Source organism: Noviherbaspirillum pedocola, assembly GCF_016632335.1.
GTDB lineage: Bacteria > Pseudomonadota > Gammaproteobacteria > Burkholderiales > Burkholderiaceae_D > Noviherbaspirillum_A > Noviherbaspirillum_A pedocola.
Genome location: NZ_JAEPBG010000010.1, coordinates 24,755 through 50,025, shown reverse-complemented (window position 1 = coordinate 50,025; position 25,271 = coordinate 24,755). Strand labels below are relative to the sequence as shown.

Annotated in this window: 18 protein-coding genes; 12 read left to right on the top strand and 6 right to left on the bottom strand. The window is 64.3% G+C overall.

What is annotated here, in order from left to right; genetic code table 11:
* The first annotated feature begins 92 nt into the window (after positions 1 to 92).
* Genes JJB74_RS20850 through JJB74_RS20830 form a run of 5 tightly spaced genes read left to right on the top strand, consistent with a single transcriptional unit; the run spans position 93 to position 5,492 of the window.
* Positions 93 to 1,655, top strand: coding sequence for an ABC transporter substrate-binding protein (locus JJB74_RS20850; protein WP_200595089.1), 1,563 nt, complete (start codon positions 93 to 95; stop codon positions 1,653 to 1,655).
* 6 nt (positions 1,656 to 1,661) lie between these two features.
* Positions 1,662 to 2,636, top strand: a complete 975-nt coding sequence (locus JJB74_RS20845; protein ID WP_200595087.1) for an ABC transporter permease — start codon at positions 1,662 to 1,664, stop codon at positions 2,634 to 2,636.
* Complete coding sequence (locus JJB74_RS20840; RefSeq protein ID WP_200595085.1) at positions 2,636 to 3,526, top strand: ABC transporter permease; 891 nt, start codon at positions 2,636 to 2,638, stop codon at positions 3,524 to 3,526. The genes JJB74_RS20845 and JJB74_RS20840 overlap by 1 nt, the downstream gene beginning before the upstream one ends.
* 2 nt (positions 3,527 to 3,528) lie before the next feature.
* Entirely contained in the window at positions 3,529 to 4,566 is a 1,038-nt protein-coding gene (locus JJB74_RS20835) for an ABC transporter ATP-binding protein (protein ID WP_200595369.1), read from the top strand.
* The gene (locus JJB74_RS20830; protein WP_200595083.1) at positions 4,563 to 5,492 is read left to right on the top strand and encodes an ATP-binding cassette domain-containing protein; all 930 of its coding nucleotides are present in this window, start codon (positions 4,563 to 4,565) and stop codon (positions 5,490 to 5,492) included. Before JJB74_RS20835 ends, JJB74_RS20830 begins: the two co-directional genes overlap by 4 nt.
* Positions 5,493 to 5,510: 18 nt before the next feature.
* Here the strand turns inward: JJB74_RS20830 and JJB74_RS20825 are convergent, their stop codons facing one another.
* The 3 genes from JJB74_RS20825 to JJB74_RS20815 all read right to left on the bottom strand — a co-directional run bounded on the left by JJB74_RS20825 (position 5,511) and on the right by JJB74_RS20815 (position 14,186).
* Positions 5,511 to 8,621, bottom strand: coding sequence for an ankyrin repeat domain-containing protein (locus JJB74_RS20825; RefSeq protein ID WP_200595081.1), 3,111 nt, complete (start codon positions 8,619 to 8,621; stop codon positions 5,511 to 5,513).
* Between the two features lie 172 nt (positions 8,622 to 8,793).
* The gene (locus JJB74_RS20820) at positions 8,794 to 11,343 is read right to left on the bottom strand and encodes an ankyrin repeat domain-containing protein (RefSeq protein WP_200595079.1); all 2,550 of its coding nucleotides are present in this window, start codon (positions 11,341 to 11,343) and stop codon (positions 8,794 to 8,796) included.
* 176 nt (positions 11,344 to 11,519) lie between these two features.
* Positions 11,520 to 14,186 carry an ankyrin repeat domain-containing protein gene (locus tag JJB74_RS20815; protein WP_200595078.1) on the bottom strand — a complete coding sequence of 889 codons (2,667 nt, stop codon included), beginning with the start codon at positions 14,184 to 14,186 and terminating at the stop codon, positions 11,520 to 11,522.
* A gap of 476 nt (positions 14,187 to 14,662) precedes the next feature.
* On the opposite strand from JJB74_RS20815, the gene JJB74_RS20810 reads away from it, so the two are divergent.
* On the top strand, positions 14,663 to 15,787 hold the full coding sequence (locus tag JJB74_RS20810) for a hypothetical protein (protein ID WP_200595077.1): 1,125 nt from the start codon (positions 14,663 to 14,665) through the stop codon (positions 15,785 to 15,787).
* A gap of 144 nt (positions 15,788 to 15,931) precedes the next feature.
* Here the strand turns inward: JJB74_RS20810 and JJB74_RS20805 are convergent, their stop codons facing one another.
* Positions 15,932 to 16,399 carry an SRPBCC family protein gene (locus JJB74_RS20805; protein ID WP_200595075.1) on the bottom strand — a complete coding sequence of 156 codons (468 nt, stop codon included), beginning with the start codon at positions 16,397 to 16,399 and terminating at the stop codon, positions 15,932 to 15,934.
* Between the two features lie 189 nt (positions 16,400 to 16,588).
* Here JJB74_RS20805 and JJB74_RS20800 point away from each other — a divergent pair, with 189 nt between their 5' ends.
* From JJB74_RS20800 to JJB74_RS20785, 4 genes are read left to right on the top strand one after another with little or no spacing between them, the layout of a single operon-like run.
* Entirely contained in the window at positions 16,589 to 18,637 is a 2,049-nt protein-coding gene (locus tag JJB74_RS20800) for a UvrD-helicase domain-containing protein (RefSeq protein ID WP_200595073.1), read from the top strand.
* Entirely contained in the window at positions 18,637 to 18,804 is a 168-nt protein-coding gene (locus tag JJB74_RS20795; protein WP_200595071.1) for a DUF2256 domain-containing protein, read from the top strand. The genes JJB74_RS20800 and JJB74_RS20795 overlap by 1 nt, the downstream gene beginning before the upstream one ends.
* Complete coding sequence (locus JJB74_RS20790) at positions 18,797 to 19,012, top strand: SlyX family protein (RefSeq protein WP_200595069.1); 216 nt, start codon at positions 18,797 to 18,799, stop codon at positions 19,010 to 19,012. Before JJB74_RS20795 ends, JJB74_RS20790 begins: the two co-directional genes overlap by 8 nt.
* Positions 19,013 to 19,019: 7 nt before the next feature.
* Positions 19,020 to 19,346 (top strand): DUF2288 domain-containing protein, encoded by a 327-nt coding sequence (locus JJB74_RS20785; RefSeq protein ID WP_200595067.1) that lies wholly within the window; start codon positions 19,020 to 19,022, stop codon positions 19,344 to 19,346.
* Here JJB74_RS20785 and JJB74_RS20780 read toward each other — a convergent pair.
* Positions 19,306 to 19,839, bottom strand: a complete 534-nt coding sequence (locus JJB74_RS20780; RefSeq protein WP_200595066.1) for a DUF6622 family protein — start codon at positions 19,837 to 19,839, stop codon at positions 19,306 to 19,308. The two genes, JJB74_RS20785 and JJB74_RS20780, sit on opposite strands and share 41 nt — an antisense overlap.
* 260 nt (positions 19,840 to 20,099) lie before the next feature.
* Between JJB74_RS20780 and dinB the strand changes: the two genes are divergently transcribed.
* Both dinB and JJB74_RS20770 read left to right on the top strand, forming a co-directional pair.
* The gene (dinB, locus tag JJB74_RS20775) at positions 20,100 to 21,263 is read left to right on the top strand and encodes a DNA polymerase IV (RefSeq protein WP_200595065.1); all 1,164 of its coding nucleotides are present in this window, start codon (positions 20,100 to 20,102) and stop codon (positions 21,261 to 21,263) included.
* Between the two features lie 81 nt (positions 21,264 to 21,344).
* On the top strand, positions 21,345 to 22,457 hold the full coding sequence (locus tag JJB74_RS20770) for a GGDEF domain-containing protein (RefSeq protein ID WP_200595063.1): 1,113 nt from the start codon (positions 21,345 to 21,347) through the stop codon (positions 22,455 to 22,457).
* A gap of 168 nt (positions 22,458 to 22,625) precedes the next feature.
* On the opposite strand, the gene JJB74_RS20765 is transcribed toward JJB74_RS20770, so the two are convergent.
* On the bottom strand, positions 22,626 to 24,959 hold the full coding sequence (locus JJB74_RS20765) for an alpha/beta hydrolase-fold protein (protein ID WP_200595061.1): 2,334 nt from the start codon (positions 24,957 to 24,959) through the stop codon (positions 22,626 to 22,628).
* Positions 24,960 to 25,271: the final 312 nt, after the last annotated feature.

Genomic DNA, 25,271 nt, shown 5'->3' with positions numbered 1-25,271 from the left:
TCGGCCAGCCCCCCTCCAATCTGCGCAAAACGGAATCGCGTGCGCCGTATATCATTGCGCTCTTGTCAATTCCGCCTGACTTGCACATAGGCATGCCGAAAACCCTCGCGAAACTGTTGCTCGCCGCCATGCTCGCCATTCCGATGGCGCTGGCTGCCGCCGCCGAGCTGAGGATTGCCCTGGCTGCCGATGTATCGTCGCTGGACCCGCATTTTCTGAACATCGCGCCGAACATCAATCTGTCCTCGCACCTGTTCGATACCCTGGTGATGTCCGACGCCAACGGCCGGCTGGTGCCGGGCCTGGCCGAATCCTGGCGCGCGGTCGACGACACCACCTGGGAATTCCACTTGCGGCGCGGCGTCGTTTTCCATGACGGCAGCCCGCTCACTGCCGACGATGTGCTGTTTTCGCTGGATCGCCCGGCGCAGCTGACGACCAGCCCGGGGCCGTTCACCGCCTACACCCGCCAGATCGTCGCCAAGCGGGCGATCGACGACCACACCATCGAACTGAAGACCGCGCAGCCCTACGGCCCGTTGCCGCTCGACCTGTCCTCGATCTTCATCATCTCGAAACGGGCTGCCGAGCATGCCCGGCCGGAAGACTTCGACAGCGGCCGCGCTCTGGTTGGCACCGGTCCGTTCCGCTTCGCCGGTTTCGTGCGCGGCGACCACATCGATCTGGCGCGCAACGATGCCTGGTGGGGCGGCCGCGCGCCCTGGGAGCGGGTGCGCTTTCGCATCATCACCGCCGCCGCGCCGCGCCTGGCGGCCTTGCTGGCCGGCGATGTCGATGTGATGGAAAGCGTGCCCACACCCGATGTCGCCCATCTGCAGCGCAATCCGCGCTTCACCGTGGCCCAGCGCGTTTCCTGGCGCACGATTTTCTGGACCGTCGACCAGCGGCCACGCCCGTCGCCGTGGGTGACTGGCAACGACGGCCGAGCGCTGGAGCGCAATCCGCTGGCCGATGTGCGCGTGCGGCGCGCGATCTCGATGGCAATCGACCGCAAGACCCTGGTGGCGCGCACGATGGAAGGCCTGGCGGTGCCGGCGTCGAACATCATCTCGCCCGGCGTCTTCGGCTATGACGATGCGCTGGCGGTGCAGGCTTACGATCCCGCAGGCGCGAAGCGATTGCTGGCCGAGGCCGGCTATCCGGACGGTTTCCGGCTGACCCTCCACGGACCGAACAACCGCTACGTCAACGATGAGCGCATCGTGCAGACGGTGGCGCAATACCTGAGCCGCATCGGCATCCGGACCGCGGTGCAGACGCTGCCGCTGTCGGTGTACTTCGGCCGCGCCAGGAAGGGTGAATTCAGCGTGGCGCTGCTGGGCTGGGGCTCGCTGGCCGGCGACTTCGCGCTGCGCACGCTGGTCGGCACGCCGGATCCGAAAGCCGGCTGGGGCACCTGGAACTGGGGCGCGTACGGCAACCCGCAGGCCGACGCCGAGGTACGCGCCGCGCTCGGCTCGGTCGACCAGGCGCAGCGCGAGGCGCATGCGAAGGCGGGCGCGGCGCTGGCGCTGGGCGAGGAAGCGGTGATCCCGCTGCATCACCAGGTGGCGACCTGGGCGCTGCGCAAGGGCCTGTCCTATCCCGGCCGCATCGACGAATTCACCTTCGCCCATCAGATCCTGCCGAGGTAGCCGACCGTGTCCGCCTTCCTGCTGCGCCGCCTGTTGCAAAGCCTCCTGGTGCTGTTCGTGATGTCGCTGCTGGTGTTCGTCGGCGTATACGCGATCGGCAACCCGGTCGACATTCTGATCAGCCCGGATGCGAATGCCGCCGAGCGCGCCGCCATCGTGCGCGCCTTCGGGCTGGACCAGCCGCTTTGGCAGCAATACCTGCTGTTTTTGCACAATGCCGCCGCCGGCAACCTGGGCCGCTCCTTCGTCTATGCCACGCCCGCGCTCGGGCTGATCGTCGAGCGCCTGCCGGCCACGCTGGAGCTGGCCGCCGCGGCCATGCTGCTGTCGGTGCTGCCGGGCATACCGCTGGGCCTTCTGGCCGGCCTGCGCCCGAAAAGCCTGGCAGGGCGCGGCATCATGCTGCTGTCCACCCTCGGCTTTTCGCTGCCGACCTTCTGGGTCGGGCTGCTGTTCATCATGGTGTTCGCCGTCACGCTCGGCTGGCTGCCCGCCGGCGGCCGCGGCGACACCCAACTGCTGTTCGGCGTGCCGTTCAGCTTTCTCACCTGGGACGGCCTGCGCCACCTGCTGCTGCCGGCGGCGAACCTGGCCCTGTTCAATTTCGCGCTCGTGATCCGCCTGACCCGCGCCGGCGCCCAGGAAGCCTTGCAGCAGGAATATGTGCGCTTCGCCCGCGCCAAGGGCCTGTCGGGCGCGCGCATCGTGCTGGTCCACGTGCTGAAGAACATCCTGATCCCCATCGTCACCGTGGTGGCATTGCAATTCGGCTCGCTAATCGCGTTTTCCATCGTCACCGAAACCGTGTTCGCCTGGCCCGGCATGGGCAAGCTGATCATCGACTCGATCCGCGTGCTGGATCGGCCGGTCATCGTCGCCTACCTGCTGCTGTCGGTGCTGCTGTTCATCCTGATCAACCTGGTGGTCGACCTGCTGTACTCGGTGCTCGATCCCCGCGTGCGACTGTCAAAGGGAGATTGATGGCCGACCCCAGGACCGGTGTGTTCGCGCGCGTGGTGCGCGAGTATTTTTCCAGCCGCATCGCGGCCGTGGCGCTGCTGCTGCTGTTGCTGCTCTGCCTGGGCGCGCTGCTGGCGCCGCTGCTCGCGCCGCAGAATCCCTACGACCTGGCGCGCCTGGACATTGCCAATTCGCGCCTGCCGCCGGGCAGCGTGTCGGCCGACGGCGCCATGCGCTTTTTGCTCGGCTCGGACGAGCAGGGGCGCGACATGCTGTCGGCGCTGCTGTACGGCCTGCGCATCTCGATCGTGGTCGGCATTTCCAGCACGGTGGTGGCGCTGGCCATCGGCCTGGCCGCCGGCCTCGTCGCCGGTTATGCCGGCGGCCGCACCGATGCGCTGCTCATGCGCATCGTCGACATCCAGCTCTCCTTCCCGTCGATCCTGATCGCGCTGGTGCTGCTGGCGGTGTCCGGACCGGGCCTGTCGAAGATCGTCATCGCGCTGATCGCGGTGCAATGGGCGACCTATGCGCGCACCGCACGCGGCGCGGCGCTGGTCGAGCGCAACAAGGAATACATCGAAGCGGCCACCGGCCTGGGCCTGTCGCCGCTGCGCATCATGCTGCGCCACCTGCTGCCGAACTGTTTGCCGCCGCTGATCGTGGTGGCGGCGCTGCAGGTGGCGTCGGCCATCACGCTGGAAGCGACGCTGTCCTTTCTCGGCCTGGGCCTTCCGATCACCGAGCCGTCGCTGGGCCTGCTGATCGCCAACGGCTTCCAGTACCTGCTGTCCGGCGCGTACTGGATCAGCGTCTACCCCGGCCTCGTGCTGCTGGCGACCGTGGCCGCGATCAACCTGGTCGCCGACGGCCTGCGCGACGTCTTCAACCCGCGGCTGCAGAAGGGATGAGCATGGACGACAGGCACAGCGGCGCGCCGGTGCTGGCGGTGGAAAACCTGAGGACCGAATTCATCACCCGCGAAGGCCGGGTGCGGGCGGTGGACGACGTGTCCTTCAGCCTCGCGGCCGGCGAAATCCTGGGACTGGTCGGCGAATCCGGCTCCGGCAAATCGATGACGGGCTACTCCATCATGGGCCTGGTCGATGCGCCGGGGCAGGTCACCGGTGGCAGCATCCGGCTGAACGGCCGCGAGCTGCGCGGCCTGCCCGAGGGCGGGATGCGCCAGTTGCGCGGCGACCGCATCGCGATGATCTTCCAGGACCCGATGATGACGCTCAACCCGGTGCTGCGCATCGACACCCAGATGATCGAGGCGGTGCTCGCCCATCACCGCGTTGGCCGCGAGCGCGCCCGCGAGATGGCGCGCGACGCGCTCGCGCGAGTCGGCCTGGCCGATCCCGAGGAAAAGCTGCTCGCCTATCCGCACCAGTTTTCCGGCGGCATGCGCCAGCGCGTGGCGATCGCCATTGCCCTGCTGAACCGGCCCGACGTCATCATCTGCGACGAGCCGACCACGGCGCTGGACGTCACCACCCAGAACCAGATCCTGTACGAGATGCAGACGCTGTGCCGCGAATCCGGCAGCGCGCTGATCTGGATCAGCCACGACCTGGCCGTGGTGGCCGGCCTGGCCGACCGCATCGCGGTGATGTACGCCGGCCAGCTGGTCGAGTCCGGCAGCGTCGACGCGGTGCTGGATCATGCGCGTCATCCCTACACCCGCGGCCTGATCGCTTCCTCGCCCTCGCGCAATGCGCGCGGCGCGCCGCTGGCGCAGATTGCCGGCAGCACGCCGTCGCCGCTGGCCTGGCCCTCGGGCTGCCGCTTCCGCGACCGCTGTCCGCGCGCCACCGACATCTGCGCCACGGCGCCGGATACGGATCATGAGGGCGGGCACGCATGGCGCTGCTTTCATCCGGTGTTCGAAGACGCCGGCGACGATTGCCACGATTGCGGCGACCGCGACGACCGCGAGGAAGCGCCATGACGCCACGCGACACCGCGCCATTGATGGCCCTGAACGATATCGTCAAGCGCTTCGACCACGCGCCGGACTTGGCGCAGCGCGCGCTCAGGCTGTTCGGCGCGCCGGCGCCGAAGGCCGCGCCGCCTGCCTTGGCCGGCGTGTCGCTCGACATCGCCGCCGGCGAAACCCTGGGCCTGGTCGGCGAATCGGGCAGCGGCAAATCGACGCTGGCGCGCATCGCCGCCGGTCTTCTGCCGCCGAGTTCGGGCACGCGCCTGTGGCAGGGCCAGGACACCGCGACGATGGACGCCGCCGAACGCCGCCGCCTGCGCCTGGCGGTGCAGATGGTGTTCCAGAACCCGTACGCCTCGCTGAACCCGCGCATGCGCGTCATCGACATCATTGGCGAAGCGCCGGTTGCGCATGGCGTGATCGCGCGGGCGCGACAGCGCGACGCCGTTGCCGGCCTGATGCGCCAGGTCGGGCTGGACCCGGCATTGATGAGCCGCTTTCCGCACCAGTTCTCCGGCGGCCAGCGCGCGCGCATCGGCATTGCCCGCGCGCTGGCGGTGCGGCCGGAACTCCTGATCCTCGATGAAGCGGTGGCCGCGCTCGATGTGTCGATACAGGCGCAGGTGCTGAACCTGTTCATGGCGCTGCGCGCCGAGTTGTCGCTGACCTGCCTGTTCGTCAGCCACGACCTGTCGGTAGTGCGCCATGTGGCCGACCGGGTCGCCGTGATCCATCTCGGCCGGCTCGTCGAAGTGGGGCCGGCCGACGCGGTGTTCAGCACGCCGGCGCATGACTACACCCGCGCGCTCCTGGCGGCCGCGCCGAAGATGGAAGCGCGCGGCCTCACCTACGTGCCCAACGTGGCCGCATCGCGCCGCGAGGACGGCGACGCCGCGCTGGTGGAAATCGGTCCTGGGCATTACGCGGCGCGGTGAGCGCGGGGGCGATATGGCCTACGAGTCGCCAATGGCAGTGGCAGGCACCGCCGCGGTGCTCGCAGGAGCCGGACCGTCCGGGAGCGCGGCATCTTTCAGGTCGAACAGAATGTGGCCGTACCTGGTCCAGGATTGCGCATTCGAGACGAGCAGCTCGTACAGGGGCACCGCTGGACGCGCGTTGCGGCTGCTCTCGTCCGGGTTCTTCACCAGGATGTCGAAGCGCACGCCCTTCTTGCGCAAGTAGCGGATCAGCAGCGCGAGGCTTGCGCTGGCATGGGCGTCGGCATTGAAGTCCCTGACGATGTGATACAGCGCCGGATAGCCATCATGCAGCGGCAGCGTGGGCAGCGCACCGTGGAAGACCAGCTCGGCGCAGGCGCCCCACTGGCGGTTCTCCACGGCGATGGCCAGCGCGGTCCTGCCGTTCGGCGAAGGCAGGTTGACGTAGGCGCCCATGCGCACCAGGCCGCAGATCATGCGCTCGTTGCCAGCCTTGGCGGCGATGCCGAGCAGGTTCATGCCGTCGACATGGAAGAGGTTGATGCGCTGTGCCGCGCTGCGAAGGCGCCCGGTCGCGTCCGTGAGTGCCGCGCCCAACCCGGCCTTGTCGATGGCGCGGCCGATGGCGGGGTCGGGCTGCCCGGCGGCATCGAGATAATGGCCGGCGAGAGTGCCAAAGGCCAGGGCCATGGCGATGCGGGAACGCAGGCCATCCGGCAGCCGGTCCGTGGAGGAAAGTAGCGCGGGCACATCAGCGGGCGTGCACTTGCCGAAGCACAGCTTGTCGCAAAGCGTGTCCCATCGCCTTGCTTCTTCGCTGCTGATCGCGGCAGCGACGCTGGAGCTCGCCCCCGGCGCCAGCGCTTGCCCGTCATGGCTGGCGAACAGGGATTGCAGCAGCGAATTCGCTTCAGCGGACTCGCTGGCAGCGGGAAAGACATATCCAAACTGGCTCTGTGCTTCCTGTCGGTAGCCAGGCATGGCGATCAGGACCCGGCCGGCGCCAGACCGATGAACAGACAGAGCCAGTTCCAATGCGGTTTGGCCATGCACCGTTGTGGTTCCAAGTTCAATGGCCGGCATGGCGAGCAGCATCTGGAGGATGTCTTCAAGCCCGTGCGCCGCCGCGTGCAGCAAGGCGGTCTTCGCCACGAGGAAGCCGCCGTTCACAAGTACCTCGCGTTGGAAATTGACGTCGATGCCCGGCACCTCCAGCAGCGCAAGGACAGTGGCCGGATGCTCATACTCCACGGCAAGGTACAGGGAAAGATTCAGGCACGCAGCGTCGACGCCCGGCGTGGCAAGCAATTCGCGGAGCAGTTCCGTGCGCCCGTGTTGCGCGGCATACTCGAACAGCGGCTTTAACGCGCCACTGCAGAAGTGATGCGCGCATTCGGGCCTGGCAAGCAGCATTCGAACGATGTGCATGTGCTTGCTCAACGCGGCGGTCACCACGACTTTTCCAAAGCGGACCCCATCCGTTCTGACAGCTATGCGCGGCATGCGCAGCAATGCCAGGACAATGGCTTCATGTCCGTTCCTGACAGCCAGATCCAGGGCTGTGTCGCCAGACCAGCGGGCATCGGCCTCGCTGGTGGCATTGACATCGATATCCGGCATCGCGAGCAGCTGCTCTACGATGTCTTCGTACCCGTGCTTCGCGGCCAACATCAGGGCGGTACCGAAGAGGCTCATGACATTGACCTTGATGCCCGGCATCGCAAGCAATGCCCGGGCGATGGCTGCATGGCCATTCTTCAGCGCGCGCACCAGGGCGCTTCCTTCGGCCGTATCGATCGCGTTGATGTCCAGGTCCTGCCTTTGCATCAGCAAGCGAAAAATCGCTTCATTGCCGGCGCTTGCGGCCAGGTGCAATGCGGTAACGCCGAATTCGGTCTTCGCGTTGATGCTGGCGCCGCCATGCGCAAGCAGGCCGCGTACGGCAGCTTCATCCATGCGGGCCGCGGCAAGGACCAGCGCAGGCACGGGCGCCGCGCCCTGGGCAGCCACGCCTTCGCCCAGCATGACGAAAATCTTTCGCTCGACCGCGTCGAGCCCGTATCGCGTGGCCAGGTACGGCGCCGCGTCGTCCTCGCCATCTTCAGCGAGGATGTCGATACCTCGCATGTCGAGCAGCGCCAGCGCAATGGATTCATGCCGGTTGACCACGGCGTAGTGCAAGGCGGTCGAGCCATCGCTGGCCGTGGCATTGACATCGATACCGCTCTTGGCAAGCAAGTGCGGGACTAGCGATGCGTAACCCCGTTGCGCGGCGATCATCAGGACAGTCATGTCATTCTCGCCGCGCGCGTTGACATCGATTCCGGGCACGGCCAGCAAGGCCTGAATGCCTGCGTCATACCGGTTGTTGACGGCCACGACCAATGCAGTCAGACCCCTGGAGTTCCGGGCGTTCACATCGAGGCCAGGCATGGAAAGCACGGTCCTGATGAGCGTGTCGTCCTGCAATATCAATGCATAGATCAGAACCGTCAGTCCCCAGTCGTCGAGGGTATTGACGCCATGCATGGTGATGAGCGCCTCGATAACACCCTTATGTCCCCTGCTGCTGGCCTCTTTCAACGCTGAATGAATAGCGGTCGCACCGGCGCGATACAGCATGCGAACGATTGCCTCATGGCCGAGACTGGCCGCCATGACCAGCAGACTGCTGCCCAGGGGCCCGCAGACCGGGCCCATCCTGCCGCTGCCATGGATGTTTGCCGCGGCGAGCAGTGTCTCCACCACATCTGCCCGGCCAAGACGCACGGCCTTGAACAGCGCGTTCTGCGCAGCGGCGCCGTACGGGGCCAGGGTGAACGTCGGTGCAGACGAAAGCGTTGCATGCGCCGGGCCATGGAAGACCAAGCTGCCTGACGCCTGCGCGCGCGACCGGTCCGGCGCCGCAAGCGGCGACATCGCCGCTGCGCCGGCCTCATCGCCAGGAACGGCATGATAGGCATCGGCATCGCTCGCACCATGGCTGGCGTGCGCGCCGAGTCCGGGTTGCGGCGCCGGCTGCAGCGCGACAGGCGTAGCTGGCGTGGACGTCGCCCCGCCTGGAGCGACTGGCAATCCGGCCGAAGTGCCCGGCGTGGTTGACGAGAGCGAAGTGGAATTGTGCATGGGCGATGTCCGGTGAAGAAAAGCGATAGGGTGCGCATGCATGCACCGGCTTGTTGTCATCAAACATCGGGCAGGACGCCATGCAGGCGCGCGCGGCCTTGGTGGGCTTTCCATGCAAGCTGTTCCACGGGGGCGCACGCGTTTTGCGCCCCGAGAAGTCCTCGGCCCGCGCTCAGCCTGGCAGAACCGGTCCGGCTGGAACCGACGCGGTGCTCGTGGGCGCCTCGTTCTCTGACTTCAGCACGATATGGCCGTATTTGATCCAGGATTTCGTGCTCGCGAAATGCAGCTTTTCCAGCATCACCGTGGGCTGCTGGGCCCGCATGGCCGCATCGGGATTCTTCACCGGGATATCGAAGCGCACACCCTGCATGCGCAGATAACGGATCAGGTACGCGAGGCTTTCGCTACTGTAGTCATCGGAGCCGAAGTCCCTGACGCTGTGATACAGCGCCGGATAGCCGTCATGCAGCGGCAGCGTGGGCAGCGCGCCGTGGAAGACCAGCTCGGCGCAAGCGCCCCACTGGCGGTTCTCCACGGCGATGGCCAGCGCGGTCTTGCCGTTCGGCGAAGGCAGGTTGATGTAGGCGCCCATGCGCACCAGGCCGCGGATCATGCGTTCGTTGCCGTCCCTGGCGGCGATGCCGAGCAGATTCATGCCGTCGACATGGAAGAGATTGATGTGCTGTACCGCGGCGTAGAAACGGCGGACGACATTGTCGTAAGCAGTGTGAAACCCGGTGTTGCAAAGGGCTCGGAAGATGTCAGGGTCGAGCCTGCTATCGGCATCGCGATAGTGGCCGGTGCATACGGCGAACGCAAGCGCCATGGCGATCGAGGAAGGCGCATCGTTCGGTAGGGCGTCGAGGGAAGTCAAGGCAGTCAATACATCGGCACGGGCAAGCTTGCCGAACTGCAGGCTTTCGCAGAGCTCGTCGAGCCTGTTCGCTGCATCGAGGCTGGTACTGGCGCTTGACGAAGCGGTCTGCTGCCATTCATCAGCATGCACGGTGAAAACCTTCCGAAGAAAACGCAGAACGGTTCCGGGCTCGGGGACCAGCATCGGGACATGGTTGCGCAACATCGTAATGATGGCTTCCTGCCCCATCTCCTTTGCAATGCACAGGGCGGTACGCCCCTCGGCGTCTTTCACATCGGTGCGAATGTCCGGCATCGCCAGCAGAGCACGCACGGCAGCTTCGTTTTCTGCCTTTACCGCGGACAGCAAGAGCGTATCGTCTTTGCAGTCAATGGCATTGACATCATTGTTCGGCATGGCAAGGAGAAGGCGGAAGATGTTTTCATTGCGAAACCACTCAAGTGCGAGAGACTCATGACTACCAATAAGGGTATTCATATCATACTCGCCGTAGTTGAATTCAAAGTCGGTCTTAATGCCAGGCATGGCAATAAGCATGCTGACAATGCCTTCGTGTGAGTTCAATATCGCTGCTACTAATGCAGGCGATCCAATGTGGACATCGATGCCTGGCATGGCAAGTAGAGCAAGAGCGGTATCGTGATTGCCAAATCTTGCAGCTAAGTACAACGCGCTACGGTTGGATGGCTTAGTCCTCTGATTGATATCGATGCCCGGCATTTCAAGCAAGCGGCGCAACAAGCATTCGTCCCCACGTAGGGCAAGCTGCGCCAAAATGCTAAAGCCACCATTGTTGTACTTTGCAAGACTGATTCCCGGTACAAGGAGTAGTCGGCGGAAAATGGCTTCGTGTCCATGGGCCGCAGCCAGCATCAATGCAGTGTTTCCGCCATAAGCATCCTCTACATTGACATCGACCTCCGGATCGGCAAGCAGCGCTTCCACCGTTGCGATATCGCCCTTGGCGGCAGCAATCAGCAACTGGTCCTGGGGGCGGGACCCTTTCTCTTCTATGCCGACGAGGAATAGCTGTTGAAGGTTATCACTATTCTCAAAACTCACAGCTTCTTCGAAGGCGGTATAGCCTTTGTGATTACGAGCATGAACATCGATGCCTGGGCAGGCGAGCAGCGCGCGAACGGTCGTTTGTTGCGCATGAGCAGCCGCGCACATCAGCGGGGTGACATCGTCCTCATCCTTGATATTGACATCAATGCCCGGGACTTTGAGCAGCAGTTCGGCTTCCTTATCCATCCCCGCACGCAAGACATGATGCAAGGCAGTAGCGCCCGTGTTATCCGTGGCATTGACATCGATTCCCGGCTGGCCAAGCAGTGCGCGAAATCTGTGGCGGTCACCCTGCAGGATTGCTTCGATCAGCGCCGGTGTCGCGGTGTTCGCGGTGTTCGCAGTGGGTTGCGATGGGACCGCTGTGTCGACATCCATCCCGTCCTTATCCATGCCAGGCGCATGTTGCGCATCGGGGGCAGGCGCGAGCGCCGTGCGCTGTGCAGGCTCAGGCGCTTGCACCGGCGTCTCGGGCAGTTGCGTGCGCATGCGCTTGGCATCGTTGGCGTCATGCTGATCGAAACCGCCGTCGGGCGCACCGCGCTTGGCGGGCGCACCCAGCAGCGGCGCTGTGGTCACTGAAGCCGGCGCTTGCGCCTCGATGGCGTCCGGCTGCAGCATGGTCGGCGCGACGTTGTGCGCATTGAGCGCGGGTTGCGGCGCCGGCTGCATGGCGAAAGGCGCAGCTGGCGTGGGCGTTGCCCCGCCGCGAGCGATTGACAGTTCGGTCGAAGCGCTCGACGAAGTAGGCGGCGGCGAAATGGAGTTTTGCATGGTCGATGTCCGGTGAAGAAAAGCGATAGGGTGCGCATGCGCGCACCGGCTTGTTCCCATCAAACATCGGGCAGGACGCTACGCAAGCTGGCGCGCGTGGCCTTGGTGAGCTTTCCACGCAAGCTGTTCCATGAAGACGCAAGCGTTTTGCGCCCTGTGAAGTCCTCGATTCGCGCTCAGGTCGGCAGGATCGGCTCGGCTGAAGTCGACGCGGTGCTCGTGGGCGCCGAGGCGGCGGATGGCGCCGCGTTCTTTGGCTTCAACACGATATGGCCGTATTTGATCCAGGATTCCGTGCTCGCGAAAAGCAGCTCGTCCAGCATCACCGTGGGCTGCTGGGCCCGTGTGTCGGCATCGGGATTCTTCACCGGGATATCGAAGCGCACACCCTTCATGCACAGATAACGGATCAGGTACGCGAGGCTTTCGCTGCTGTAGTCAACGGAGCCGAAGTCCCTGACGATGTGATACAGCGCCGGATAGCCGTCATGCAGTGGCAGCGTGGGCAGCGCGCCGTGGAAGACCAGCTCGGCGCAAGCGCCCCACTGGCGGTTCTCCACGGCGATGGCCAGCGCGGTCTTGCCGTTCGGCGAAGGCAGGTTGATGTAGGCGCCCATGCGCACCAGGCCGCGGATCATGCGTTCGTTGCCGTCCCTGGCGGCGATGCCGAGCAGGTTCATGCCGTCGACATGGAAGAGATTAATGTGCTGTGCCGCAATCCAGAGACGGTTGGCGGCATTGTCGTAAGCAGTGCTAAACCCGGTGTTGCAAAGGGCTTGGTCGATGTCAGGGTCGAGCTTGCCATCGGCATTGCGATAGTGGCCGGTGCATACGGCGAACGCAAGCGCCATGGCGATCGAGGAAGGCGCATCGTTCGGCAGTGCGTCGAGGGAAGTCAAGGCAGTCAATACATCGGCACGGGCAAGCTTGCCGAACTGCAGGCTTTCGCAGAGCTCGTCGAGCCTGTTCGCTGCATCGAGGCTGGTACTGGCGCTTGACGAAGCGGTCTGCTGCCATTCATCAGCATGCACGGTGAAAACCTTCCGAAGAAAACGCAGAACGGTTCCGGGCTCGGGGACCAGCATCGGGACATGGTTGCGCAACATCGTAATGATGGCTTCCTGCCCCATCTCCTTTGCAATGCACAGGGCGGTACGCCCCTCGGCGTCTTTCACATCAGTGCGAATGTCCGGCATCGCCAGCAGGGCACGCACGGCAGCTTCGCTTTTTCCCTTTACCGCTGAGAGCAAGAGGGGAGTGCCTTCGTTGTCTCTGGCATTGACGTCCGTGTTCGGCATGGCGAGGAGAAGGCGGACGATGTTTTCGTTATGAAACCAATGGTTTTCGAACGAAGATAAGAGCAGATAATTTCGTAAAAAAAGCGGTTTGCTGTTGAATTTAAAGTCGGTCCTTATGCCGGGCATGGCAATAAGCATGCTGACAATGTCTTTGCGTAAGCCGACTACCGCGTCCACCAATGCAGGCGTTGGGGCATGGACATCGATGCCTGGAACGGCAAGTAGCGCAAGAGCGATATTGTAATTTCCAATCTGTACGGCCGAACGCAAGGCTGTAAAGCCTATGCGATTTGTTTGATTAACATCGAGGCCCGGCCTTTCAAGCAAGCAGCGCAACAGGCATTCATCCTCACGCAAGACAAGCTGCATCAAAATGTTATGGCCGTTGCCGTCCTTCTTCTCAAGATTAATTCCCGGTGCGAGGAGCAACCGGCGGAACGTGGCTTCCTGCCCATGGGCCGCAGCCAGCATCAATGCGGTGTCTTTGCCAAAAGCATCTTCTACATTGACATCGACCTCCGGATCGGCAAGCAGCGCTTCCACCGCTGCGACGTCTCCCTTGGCGGCAGCAATCAGCAACTGGTCCTGGAGGCGGGCCCCTTTCTCTTCTATGCCGACGAGGAACAACTGTCGGATGGTCTCATAGTTGCTTTCTTTCAAAGCCTTTACAAATGCGGTATCGCCTTCGTCGTCACAAGCATGAACATCGATGCCTGGGCAGGCGAGCAGCGCGCGTACTGCCTGTTCGTGCGCTTGCGATGCCGCGCACATCAGCGGGGTGACATCATGCGCATCCCTGATATTGACATCGATGTCCGGGACTTTGAGCAGCAGCTCGGCTATCTCATCCAGCCCCGCACACAGGGCATGATGCAGGGCAGTAGCGCCCGTGTCATCACGAGCACGAACATCGATGCCCGGGACTTTGAGTAGCCGTTGGGCCATTTCATGCCACCCCTTACGCAAGACATGATGCAAGGCAGTAGCGCCCGTGTCATCCGTGGCATTGACATCGATTCCCGTCTGGCCGAGCAGTGCGCGAAACCTGGGCCAGTCGTCTTGCAGAATTGCCTCGATCAGCACCGGCACCGTAGTGTTCGCAGTGGGTTGCAACGGGACCGCTGTGTCGACATCCATCCCGTCCTCGTCCATGCCTGGCACAGCTTGCGCATCGAGGGCAGGGGCAGGCGTGAGTGCTGGCCGCTGTGCAGGCTCGGGCGCTTGCACCGGCGTCTCGGGCAGTTGCGTGCGCATGCGCTTGGCATCGTTCGCGTCATCCTGATCGAAGCCGGTGTCAGGCGTGCTGCGCTTGGCGGGAGTGCCGAGCAACGGCGCCGTGGTCAGCGCGACAGGCTGTGGCTGCGCATGTTGCGTTCCTCGTGCCGGCAGGGTATGCGTTGCGCCGTCTCGTACGCCGATCCCGGGCTGTTGCGGCTGTTGCGCCCCAGGAAGCGGGGCCTGTGCCACCGTCGTCTGCGCTGCATGGCTGTACGGCGAGGGTTGGTCGTTTGGCACTTCTGGTGACGGCAAGGAGGAGATGTGCATGGTCGTTGGGCAGGAAGAGAACAATGGTTGGCGATCGATGTCTCCGATCCTGGCGAAAGCCTGGTTGCTTCGAACGCCAGGTATCGGTTTTGTCTGAAGGCCGCGTTAGTGTTCATGGCGCGTGGTCAAGTTCCATGAAGCCCGGCGGTCATGCGCCGGGCCGGGGCACCTGGCATGCACAAGGCATGGCGCCGCATTGTCGATTCCGATACCGCAAGGGTGCGCATGCGCCATGGTCATGGCATGTGGCGCCGGCGCTATGCGAAGCCGGCGTGGCGACCGATTCCGCTACCGCGAATCGGGCATCCGGTATCATCGCGCAGCAGTTCACAACGCCTGTTGCAAGCGCAGCGCCTTTCGCGGCAATCCGGCGCGAGAACATGATGGCAGCACCGCTGCGCCTGCCTCCATTCCTGTCTTTCCAATGCTGAAGAACACGCCTGAACCTACAGGCGACGCAACATGGGAAATCCATCATGAGCGAATACCAGTACTACGAGTTCATCACCATCGACCACTCCTTGAGCCGTGAACAGATGCGTGAACTGCGCGAGCGCTCCACGCGCGCGAAAATCACGTCCACTAGCTTCATCAATTCCTATGAATGGGGCGGTCTGAAAGCCGATCCGATGGTGTGGATGCAACGTTATTTCGATGCCCTGGTTTATACGGCGAACTGGTGCACCTGCGAATTGAAGTTGCGGCTACCGCGCGATCTGATCGCTGAAAGCGCGTTGCAGCGGTATGCCGCCGGCGATGCGCTGCAGTTCAACGTTGCAGGCGATAGCCTGATCGTCAGCTGGCTGCTGAGCGAAAGCGAGAATCATGAGCGCTTCAACATCGAAACCGGCGGAGGCTGGATGGGCCGGCTGGCGGCGCTGCGTAACGAATTGCTGCGGGGTGACCGGCGCGCCCTGTATCTGGGCTGGCTGGCAGGCGTTTCTGCTGGCATGGTCGATGACCACGCGCTTGAACCGGAGCTTCCGCCGGGTCTGGCGAGCTTGACCACCGCGCAGCAGGCGTTGATCGGGTTCCTGGAAATCGATCCGGAATGGATCGCGGCCGCAGCAGTCCCAAGGCAGGACGACTACGCCTGTGACTTCGACGCGATCGAGAGCTGGGTGGCCGGATTGTCCAGGAAGGAAAGAGACCCGCTGATCGCGCTGCTGGTGCAAGGCGAGCCGCAACTGGCCGAGCGCCGGGCGCGGGCGCTTTATCACGCATGGTGCGTGGACAACGGCGCTTGCGACGATGACGCTGCGCCGCGCACCGTGGCCGACTTGCGCGCGCTGGTCGAGCAGGAGCGGCGGCCTCTCAAGACAAGCGAGCGATCCCGGCGCAAGGCCGAAGACGATAAGCGTCTGCGCCAACTGGCTGCGGACTTCGATGCGCAATGGCACGCCATCGAGGCTTGCGTGCAAAAGGGCACCGCAGCCGGCTACGACACGGCGAGCGCGGCGATCGCCGAGCTTGCGGCGGCCTATGCGCTGGTATCGAATCGCGCCGCTTTCGATGCAGCCCTCGGCCGTTTCATGCAGCGCCATGGCAAGCGCCGCGCGCTGGCGCAACGCCTGGCGGCGGCGGGGTTGTGGAACGGATAGTTGGAAATGCGTTGCCGGCAAGGGTGCGGCTGCATCGCATGAGACGCGGCGACCATGGGCAGGCCGGTCTGTCATCGAGGTCGCGAATGGCAAATAGTCGACGCAGGCCGCGCGGCGGATCCAATGAACGGGGTTTATATGGCGTCAGCCCAGTGCGCCGTTGCCCGCCAGTTCGCGCACCATGCGTATCGTGTCGATGTCCGCTTCCTGGTAGGCCGAGCGGCGGAACTCGTTGTAGAACGCTTCGGTCTCGGTTTCGTCGCTCTTGTGGTCGTCGTATTCGAAGCGCACGAACAGCGCGCCGGGCTCGGGTTCTTCGATGCGCATGGTCAGGTCCGACATCGGTATGTCGTTCTGCTTCGGCACGTGGTAGTGCACCTGCAGCTGCGGCAGGTAGCTGACGCGGTCGCGGATTACGGTGTCGCCATAACGCAGTTCGCGTTCCAGCGTGGCTTGTGTGCGTTCGAGGATGTCGCAGGAATCGAGGTGCGGAATGAACATCTTCGGCTGCTCGGCGCGCAGCACCAGGCCGCGCCACAATTGCGCGCGCGTCAACGGCTCGATCAGCGGATTCATCAGGTCGTTGATCTCGACCAGGTGGGCAAATTTCATTGAAAGGCGGCGGCGCGCCGCAAGGCAGGCGCGAACGCGAAAGTAGGGAAAAGGGGCAACTGTATCACGTTGGCCTCGGCTTACAAGCTTGATTCGGAACAGCTTTCCCGGATGAGATCAGGCGGGCCGCAAGCGCCGACTCCGCTACAATGTGCCGCTTTCCCCGCAAGCATTCCATTCCCCCGCAGCATGTCAGCCACTCCCCAGTTCGGGCTCAATGCCCCGCAACGCGAAGCCGTCCGCTACATGGACGGTCCCTGCCTGGTGCTGGCCGGCGCCGGCTCCGGCAAGACCCGCGTCATCACGCAAAAGATTGCGCATCTGATCGAGGAATGCGGCTACGAGCCGCGCCATATTGCCGCGCTGACCTTCACCAACAAGGCTGCGCTGGAAATGCAGGAGCGCATCGCCAAGCTGCTGAAGGATCCTCGCGGCGCGAAGCAGCTCACCGTGTCCACCTTCCATTCGCTGGGCGTGCAGATCCTGCGCCGCGAAGCGAAGGAACTCGGTCTGAAGGACCGCTTTTCCATCATGGACAGCGACGACTGCTTTTCGCTGGTGCAGGACATGGCGATGACCACCGACAAGGGCGAGATCCGCCGCATCCAGAACACGATCTCGCTGTGGAAGAACGGCATGGTCGATCCCGAGACCGCCATAAAAAGCGCTGTTACCGAAGACGAAGCCCAGGCCGGCCGCATCTACCGCGACTATGTGGCCACGCTCGCGTCCTACCAGGCGGTGGACTTCGACGACCTGATCCGCCTGCCGGTGCAACTGTTCCGCGACAAGGATGAGGTGCGCGAGCGCTGGCAGCGCAAGCTGCGCTACCTGCTGGTCGATGAATACCAGGACACCAATACCTGCCAGTACGAACTGGTGAAGCTGCTCGTGACCGGCATAGGCAAGAAGCCGATGTTCACCGCCGTGGGCGACGACGACCAGGCCATCTATGCGTGGCGCGGCGCGACCATCGAGAACCTGAAGACGCTGCAGATCGATTTCCCCGACCTGAAGGTGATCAAGCTCGAGCAGAACTACCGCTCCACCACGCGCATCCTGCAGGCGGCCAACGCGGTGATTTCCAACAACCCGAAATTGTTCGAGAAGTCGCTGTGGTCCGAGCATGGCCTGGGCGACCCGATCAAGGTCATGGCGATGCAGGACGACGAGCATGAAGCCGAGCAGGTTGCCATCATGCTGTCGGCGCACCGTTTCGAGCGGCGCGCGAAGTTTTCCGATTACGCCATCCTGTACCGCGGCAATCATCAGGCGCGCATCTTCGAGCAGGCATTGCGGCGCGAGCGCATTCCGTATGTGATGTCCGGCGGCCAGAGCTTCTTCGACCGCGCCGAGATCAAGGACATCATGAGTTACCTGCGCCTGGTAGCGAACGAGGACGACGATCCGGCCTTCATCCGCGCGGTGACCACGCCCAAGCGCGGCGTCGGCAAGACCACGCTGGAAGTGCTGGGCAATTTCGCCGGGCAATGGCAATGCTCGCTGTTCGAGGCGCTGTTCAAGGGCGGCATCGAGAGCAAGCTGTCCGAGCGGCAGCTGGCGCCCTTGCGCGAGTTCGGCAATTTCATCAATGGGCTGGAGGCGCGCGCGCATCGACCCGGCGAGAGCGCGGCCGAGCTGCTGGACGACATGATCAAGGCGATCAACTACGAAGCCTATCTGTACGAGACCTTCGACGACCGCGCCGCGCAGAGCAAGTGGCAGAACGTGGTCGACTTTCTCGGCTGGCTCAAGGAAAAGGGCACTGGCGGACGCGACGGCACTGCGGAAGAAAAGAGCGTGCTGGACCTGACGCAGATGGTGGCGCTGATGACCATGCTCGAGGGCAAGGATGAAGAGCCGGATGCGGTGCGCATGTCCACGCTGCATGCGTCCAAGGGACTGGAATTTCCGCATGTGTTTCTGGTCGGAGTCGAGGAGGGCATCCTGCCGCACAAAGGCGACCCGGATGCGCCCATGGATACACTGGGCGCGCGCATCGAGGAAGAGCGGCGGCTGATGTATGTCGGCATTACCCGCGCGCAGCGCACGCTGCACATCAGCTGGTGCAAGCGGCGCAAGCGCGCGCGGGAGAGCATCAATTGCGATGTGTCGCGCTTCATCAAGGAAATGCGGCTCGATGAAGGCGACGCGGTGCCGACCGAAGAGGAAAAGGTCACGCCGCAGGCGCGGCTGGCGAACCTGAAGGCGCTGCTGAACAAGCCGAAGGTGGCGTGATGGCCGCAGGCTTTCGCAATCCGCATGGCTTGCCGGTGAAAGTCTGCGCCGCCTGCGGTCGGCCCTTCACCTGGCGTCGCAAGTGGGCGGCGAACTGGGAAAACGTTTTGTATTGTTCCGATGCCTGCCGCAAGGCGAAGGCATCGCGGGAGAAGACACATGATTGAAGACCGCCTGGCCGATATCGAGATTGCCCTGGCGCGGCAGGACGATCTGCTGGATACGCTCAACACCACGGTATGGAAGCAGCAGCGCCGCATCGATGAGCTCGAGGCGCTGTGCACCGCGCTGGCCCAACGGCTGGCCGAAGCGCAGCAGCGCATTACCGATGCCGGCAGCGGACAGCCGGTGCATGAGATCCCGCCGCATTACTGAGATGACCATGACTGAAGAACAGAAGCATCAGGAACCGCAGGACCAGGAGCTGAGGAAGCGGCTCAATCTCGAAACCTCGCGCCTGCCATGGCGGGAAATGCTGAAGCATTACGCCGGCGGCAATGTGATCGGCATTTCCTCGGACCTCGATCTGATCGAGGTCGCGGTGTGCATCGCCCGCGATGACACCGCAGCGGTGAAAGATTGGATGCAGAGCAATCGCCTGGCCAAGGTCAGCGACGAGCAGGCCGCCGCCTGGCTGGAAGAAGACGCCGACCTGTGGGCAGTGGTGGTCAAGCCCTGGGTGCTGGTGCAGCGGCACCGGGGATCGTAGCCACAGCTTCGCGCCACACCGCCAGCACCCGCAGCATGCGGCCGAGGAAGAGGCCGTTGAAGACGCCATAGAGCGCGCAGGTCGCCAGCACGAAGTCGGCGTCGTGCGCGAGACCGGGGCGCAGCGCAAGCAGAACGCCGACCGCGTACTTGGTCAGGAAGATGCCCAGCATCAGCGCCATCGGCATCCAGCTGCCGCGCTGCCACACGCGCCTCTTCTCCGGATGGGCGCGGACGCCATCGGCCGGCATCAGCCGCCATGCCATCGCGCCGCTGGCCGATGCGCACGCCAGCCATAGCAGCAGCGCCGCCGGCGACGCGCCGAATCCTCCCAGCATCCCTTGCAGCGACAGCGCCAGCATCGCCACCGGAATCGCGATGACCAGGCGCAGCGGCGTTTCGCGATCAACACTGGACAACAGGCCGCGATAGACCAGGAAGGCGAGCAGGGCCCAGACCCAGACCGGCGTATGGAGCAGGATTTGCTGGAACATGGCGTTTCCTTTCGAGGTGAGAGGTGAGTGATGACGACGCCATGGTCCGGCAGGCGCGCGCGGCGGGCGAGCGCAATGCGATGAAATGCGGCGGGGAGGGGGTGAAATGCAGGTGGAGCGCGACGAGCCGCTGCGGCGCGTACGGCTGGAGCGCAGTGCTATGATCCCGTGCGCCTGAACCGATGGCGAAATGAGACGGAGCAACGCATGCCGCCGTCGAATACACCCGCAAGCCACTTTCGTCGCAGCCGTTTCGATCCATGCCCCACCCAACCCGCCGCATCGCCCATCTCGACATGGACGCCTTCTTCGCCTCCGTCGAGCTGCTGCGCTATCCCGACCTGAAAGGCCGGCCGGTGGTCGTCGGTGGGCGCTCGTCCAGCCTGCAGCCGCAAACCGGGCCCGACGGCCAGCGCCAGTACGCGCGCATGCGCGACTATGCCGGCCGCGGCGTGATCACCACCGCCACCTACGAAGCCCGGGCGCTGGGCGTGCATTCCGGCATGGGGCTGATGAAGGCGGCCAAGCTCGCGCCGGACGCGGTGCTGCTGCCGGCTGACTTCAACGCTTACCGCCATTATTCGCAGCTGTTCAAGGAAGCGGTGCTGGCGATCGCGCCGCAGATGGAAGACCGCGGCATCGATGAAATCTATCTCGATCTGACCGAGCATCCGGAAGACAGCGCAAGCCTGGCGCAGCGGCTCAAGACCGCGGTGTTCGAAGCCACCGGCCTCACCTGCTCGATCTGCATCGCGCCGAACAAGCTGCTGGCCAAGATCGGCTCGGATCTCGACAAGCCCGACGGCCTGACGCTGCTGCTGCAGCCCGGCGACGTGGAGCGCCGCATCTGGCCGCTGCCGGCGAAGAAAATCAATGGCATTGGTCCGAAGGCTGCGGAAAAGCTCACCGCGCTGAACATTGCCACCATCGCCGACCTGGCGCGCGCCGATGCCGGCCTGCTGCAGCAGCATTTCGGCCGCAGCTATGCCGCCTGGCTGGCGCGCGTGGCGCAGGGCCAGGATGAACGCGTCGTCGAAACCAGTTCGGAGCCGAAATCCCTGAGCCGGGAAACCACCTTCGAGCGTGATCTGCATGCGCGCCATGACCGGGACACCTTGTCGCAGATCTTCACCGGCCTGTGCGAACGCGTCGCTGAGGATTTGCGGCGCAAGGGTTACGTCGGCCGCACCATCGGCATCAAGCTGCGCTACGAGGATTTCCGCACCGTCACCCGCGACCTGAGTTTGCCCGACGCCACTGATGACGCCGTGACGATACGACGCGCCGCCGGCGAATGCCTGCGCCGGGTGCCGCTGCAGCTGCGGCTGCGGCTGCTCGGCGTGCGCGTGGGCAGCCTGGTGCGCCGTGGTGAAGCAGACGGCGCACCGTCGCCGTTGCCGCGCCAGGGCGAATTGCCGTTGTAACTGTCGCTAAAGTTTTAACTGGCCAAGTCGTTAACGGGATGAGGCGCGATTTTCGAATCGCCATTTCCGACAACCACTTCCATGTCCAACACCAACTGGCCCGGCAAAGCGCTGTACGAGCGTTACCTCGGCTATTTCATGCCGTCCGGCGACGCCTCGACGGAGCACCGGATCTCGGTCGCCAATCTGGTCATCGTGTCAATGATGGGCGCGCTGCTGGTGCCGGCCTTCGTGGCCGAATACGCGGTGCTGGGCATGTGGAACCTGGCGCTGCCGTTGCTGGCGGTGACGCCCTTCATGCTGGGCGCGCCGCTGATCTACCGCTGCAGCGGTTCCCTGGCGCTCGCCCGAGAAATCTTCATCCTCGCACTGTTCGGCTTCAAGACCTGGGAATCGATTGTCTTTGGCGGCGCGGTGTCGCCGGGCTCGCTCTGGTACATCGCCTGTCCGCTCATGGCCATCATGCTTGGCAGCACCGGCTCTGCGCTGACCTGGCTGGCAATCAGCAGCGCCAGCCTGGTCGCCATGCAGACGGCAATGGGCGACAACGTGCACTTCACGGTATTGGCAACCGCCTATCCGCATTTCGCCTACATCTTCAGTCTCATCGGCGTGAGCGTGGCCATCGCGCTGTTCCTGGCGTTGATTGAAATGGGTCGGCGCGATGCCTTTCACCGGCTCGAAGTGGCGAACCACACCATCAACGAACTGGCGATCCGCGATGCGCTTACCGGCGTCTACAACCGCCGCCGTCTCGGCGAGGAAATCGATCGCACCGATGCCAGCGGCAACGAGGCGGTCTGCATCTGCCTGCTCGACCTGGACCGCTTCAAGTGGATCAACGACAACTGCGGTCATGCCGCCGGGGACGAGGTGCTCAAGGTGGTGGCCGCGACGATACAGCAGGAGGTGCGGCAGCAGGATTGCTTCGGCCGCTACGGCGGCGAGGAATTCCTGCTGCTGCTGCGGCATACCGGCATCGAAGGCGGTGAGCAGTTCGTCGAGCGCATCCGGCAACGCATCGAGGCGCTGCAGATTCCCAGCCTGCGCGACTGCGCCCGGGTGACGGTATCGGCCGGCATTGCCGAGCGCCGCGCCGGAGAGCGCTGCGCCCAGACCATCAGCCGCGCCGACGCCGCGCTGTACGCGGCCAAGGAAGCCGGCCGCAACCGCGTGATGCTGGCGACGGCCTGAGCTTCATTGAGGCTGTTATGGACTTCGGAAGGAGTCTGGGAGCCGCCAGAAGGGGTCAGATGCAAGGCGCGAAGCGCAGCGATAGCCATTGCTATCGCGAGCATTCGCAACGCCGCAGATGGCCCGTTATGGCGGCTCCCAGGCCCTTTTGATGGTCCATAACAGCCTCTAATACCGCACCTGCCGGTTGCAGCCATCCAGCGTCACGGTGAGCGGGCCGTCGGTGTCGACCACCAGCGCCGCGGCGCAATCCACCTGCGCGCGCTTCACATTCACCGTCACCGCCGACACATTGCGCGCGACGATGTCGAGCCGGTTCGCAACCGGCGCCGGCTGCGGCAGGCCCCAGGTCTTGAACTGGCTGTTGTAGACCTGCACGCCGAGATTGCCGGTGGTGGCGCCGGCGCCGAAGGCGGTGGCATCGGCCACGGGATCGGCAAGGCCGAAGCCGCGCGACAGCACATCGACCGTGCCGCGCGGACCGGCCGCCGGATCGCGCACCGCGATGTTCGACAGCCAGTACGCATGATTGCCGACCAGGCCGCGCGCCGGCACATCCATCGGCGGGTTCGCGACGTAGGTCACATGCGGCGGATCGCGCTCGACATTGGCGTCGCCGAGGAAGTCTGCGCTGCCCTGGAACTGGTCGTGCAGCGCCAGCGTCAGGTGGTCGCCGCTGGTGTAGGTGTCGAAACGGTAGCGGTAGCCGAGATCGTCCATGCGCTGCGCCTGGGTGCGCGTGCCGATGTAGGGCACGAGCTCGTCGGTAGCCTGCACCCACATCATCAGCGGCACATTGCGCAGGCCCGGCAACAGGTTGTAGGTGTTGGTGTCCTCGCCGCCGGTGGGCGCGGCCGGCGGCGCCCAGATGCCCAGCGCCGGCGGGCCGACCACTGCATGGCCCTTGGCAAACAGGTCCGGATAGCGGGTAGCGAACTTGAAGGTGGCATGGCCGCCCATCGAATAGCCGCTGATCGCGGTCATCTGCGGATTCAAGGGGTAATTGCGCGCGATGTCCGCCCACATTTCAAAGGTGTCCGCCGCCGCATCCTCGACATACCAGCCGTCCGGTCCGCGTCCGAGCGCGGTGGCGATGATGTGGCCGGTGCCGCGCTCGCCGAGCTGCGACTGGTTGTTCGAATTCAGGTACTGGTTGTGATTGCCGCCGAGCGAATGCAGCAGCAGCGTGAAGCCCCAGCCGGCCGAGGGCATGGTTTTCCTCGGCACGTAGAGGGTGTAGGGCTGCAATTGGCCACGGTATTCGCCCTTGCAGGTCGGCGCGCTGCCGCAGGCCACCGAGAAATCCACGCCCTGCTTGGTCTCGACATGGCTGGCGAAGATGCGGTTCATGGGCCCGGACTGCGGCACGCCCTGCGGCTGGCCGGGCATGTCGTCATTGACGCCGGCTTTCAGCTTGGCGAAATCGACGTAGGCGTAGAAGGCGCTGATGTCGTTGGCAGCCAGCGCGCGCGACTGCGCATCGTCGCGCCAGTAGGACTTGCCGGAAGCGATCTGCGCCGGGGTGAACATCGGCTCGTTGAAGCGGAAGGCGACATTGAAGAAAGCTGCCGGCGCGGTCAGTCCCGCGCCGCCGCCGGGCGCGGTGGCCGAAGCGGTGGCGCCAGGCACGAGGTAGCGGTTGTTCGCCGCATCCCATAACCCGGCGCCGGCCGCCAGGCGCACGCTGGCGCTGCCGGGATTCCAGGCCGCGGTCGGCACGCGCACTTCGAACTGGCGGCGCGTCATGTCGATGGTCACTGTCGGCGCTGGAGAGATCACTGCGCCGTCGGCAGCGCGGGTCAGTACCGCCTGGCTGCCATGCACCGTCAGGAAGTACTGCGCCGGCGCCGAGACATTGGCGCCGAAGGGAAACGGCTGCGGCGCGGCCGAGTCGCCGATGGCAATCGTGAAGCCAAGCTTGTCCGCATCGAGCAGGCTGTTCATCGTCATCCGGAAGGCGGTGAAGGTCGATTGCGGCTTGACGCGCAGCTCGACGATGTCGGCCGCGTTGCCGGCGTAGCTGGCGTCGCTCGGATAGGTATAGGTGCCGCTGGCGCCGGAGAAGGTCTCGGCGTTGATGCGCGGGTCGAGCGCATCGGGCAGCGCCTTGGCGCCGCGGTCGTCGTACAGATAGTCCTGGTACAGAAACTCGCCGCGGCGGTAGGCGCTGGCGCCGGAAATCAGGATCGGGTTTGCGCGCCAGATGCCGGTGTTCTGCAATTGCGGCGCAGTCGGTGCGGCTGCGTACAGCAGGTCCGGGCCGGGACGTGGCGCCGCGCCGGAATACAGCGAGCGGCTGCTGTAATCGATGGCCGGCGCATCGGCGCCGCCAAGATCGCTGGTCGGCGCCAGCGGATCGAGCAGGCCGGTGACGGTGGACAGATCGGCCTTGACGCTGGTGCCGGCCGCGACGCCGTCACTCTGGCCGCCGCAGCCGGCGAGCAGTAGGGACATGGCGCTGCATAGCAGCAGTGCGGGACGGGTGGGAAGGCGTGTACGCATGGTTGCAGGTCTCCTTGCTGACGGGAACAGAATCGATTGATGGCGTCTTTTGTTCTGCACTGCAAAACCGCATTTTGCTTAGCGGTTGGTTAGACGCTACTGTCCTGTACGGAACCTGTCCATGTTTCGGATTTGCGTTCAATCAACTCCCAGGAAAGAAGCATGGAGAAAACGTGGTCGATATCGACCGACGTAAATCTGTTTGGTCAGGAAGTTGAAGGAAACGTAAGGCGGGAACGTGATCCGAATTCGGCAAGCGAGGGAGGTGCGTAGGGTGGGCGCAGCCCAAGCGTCTTTTCGTTCAACGCGTGG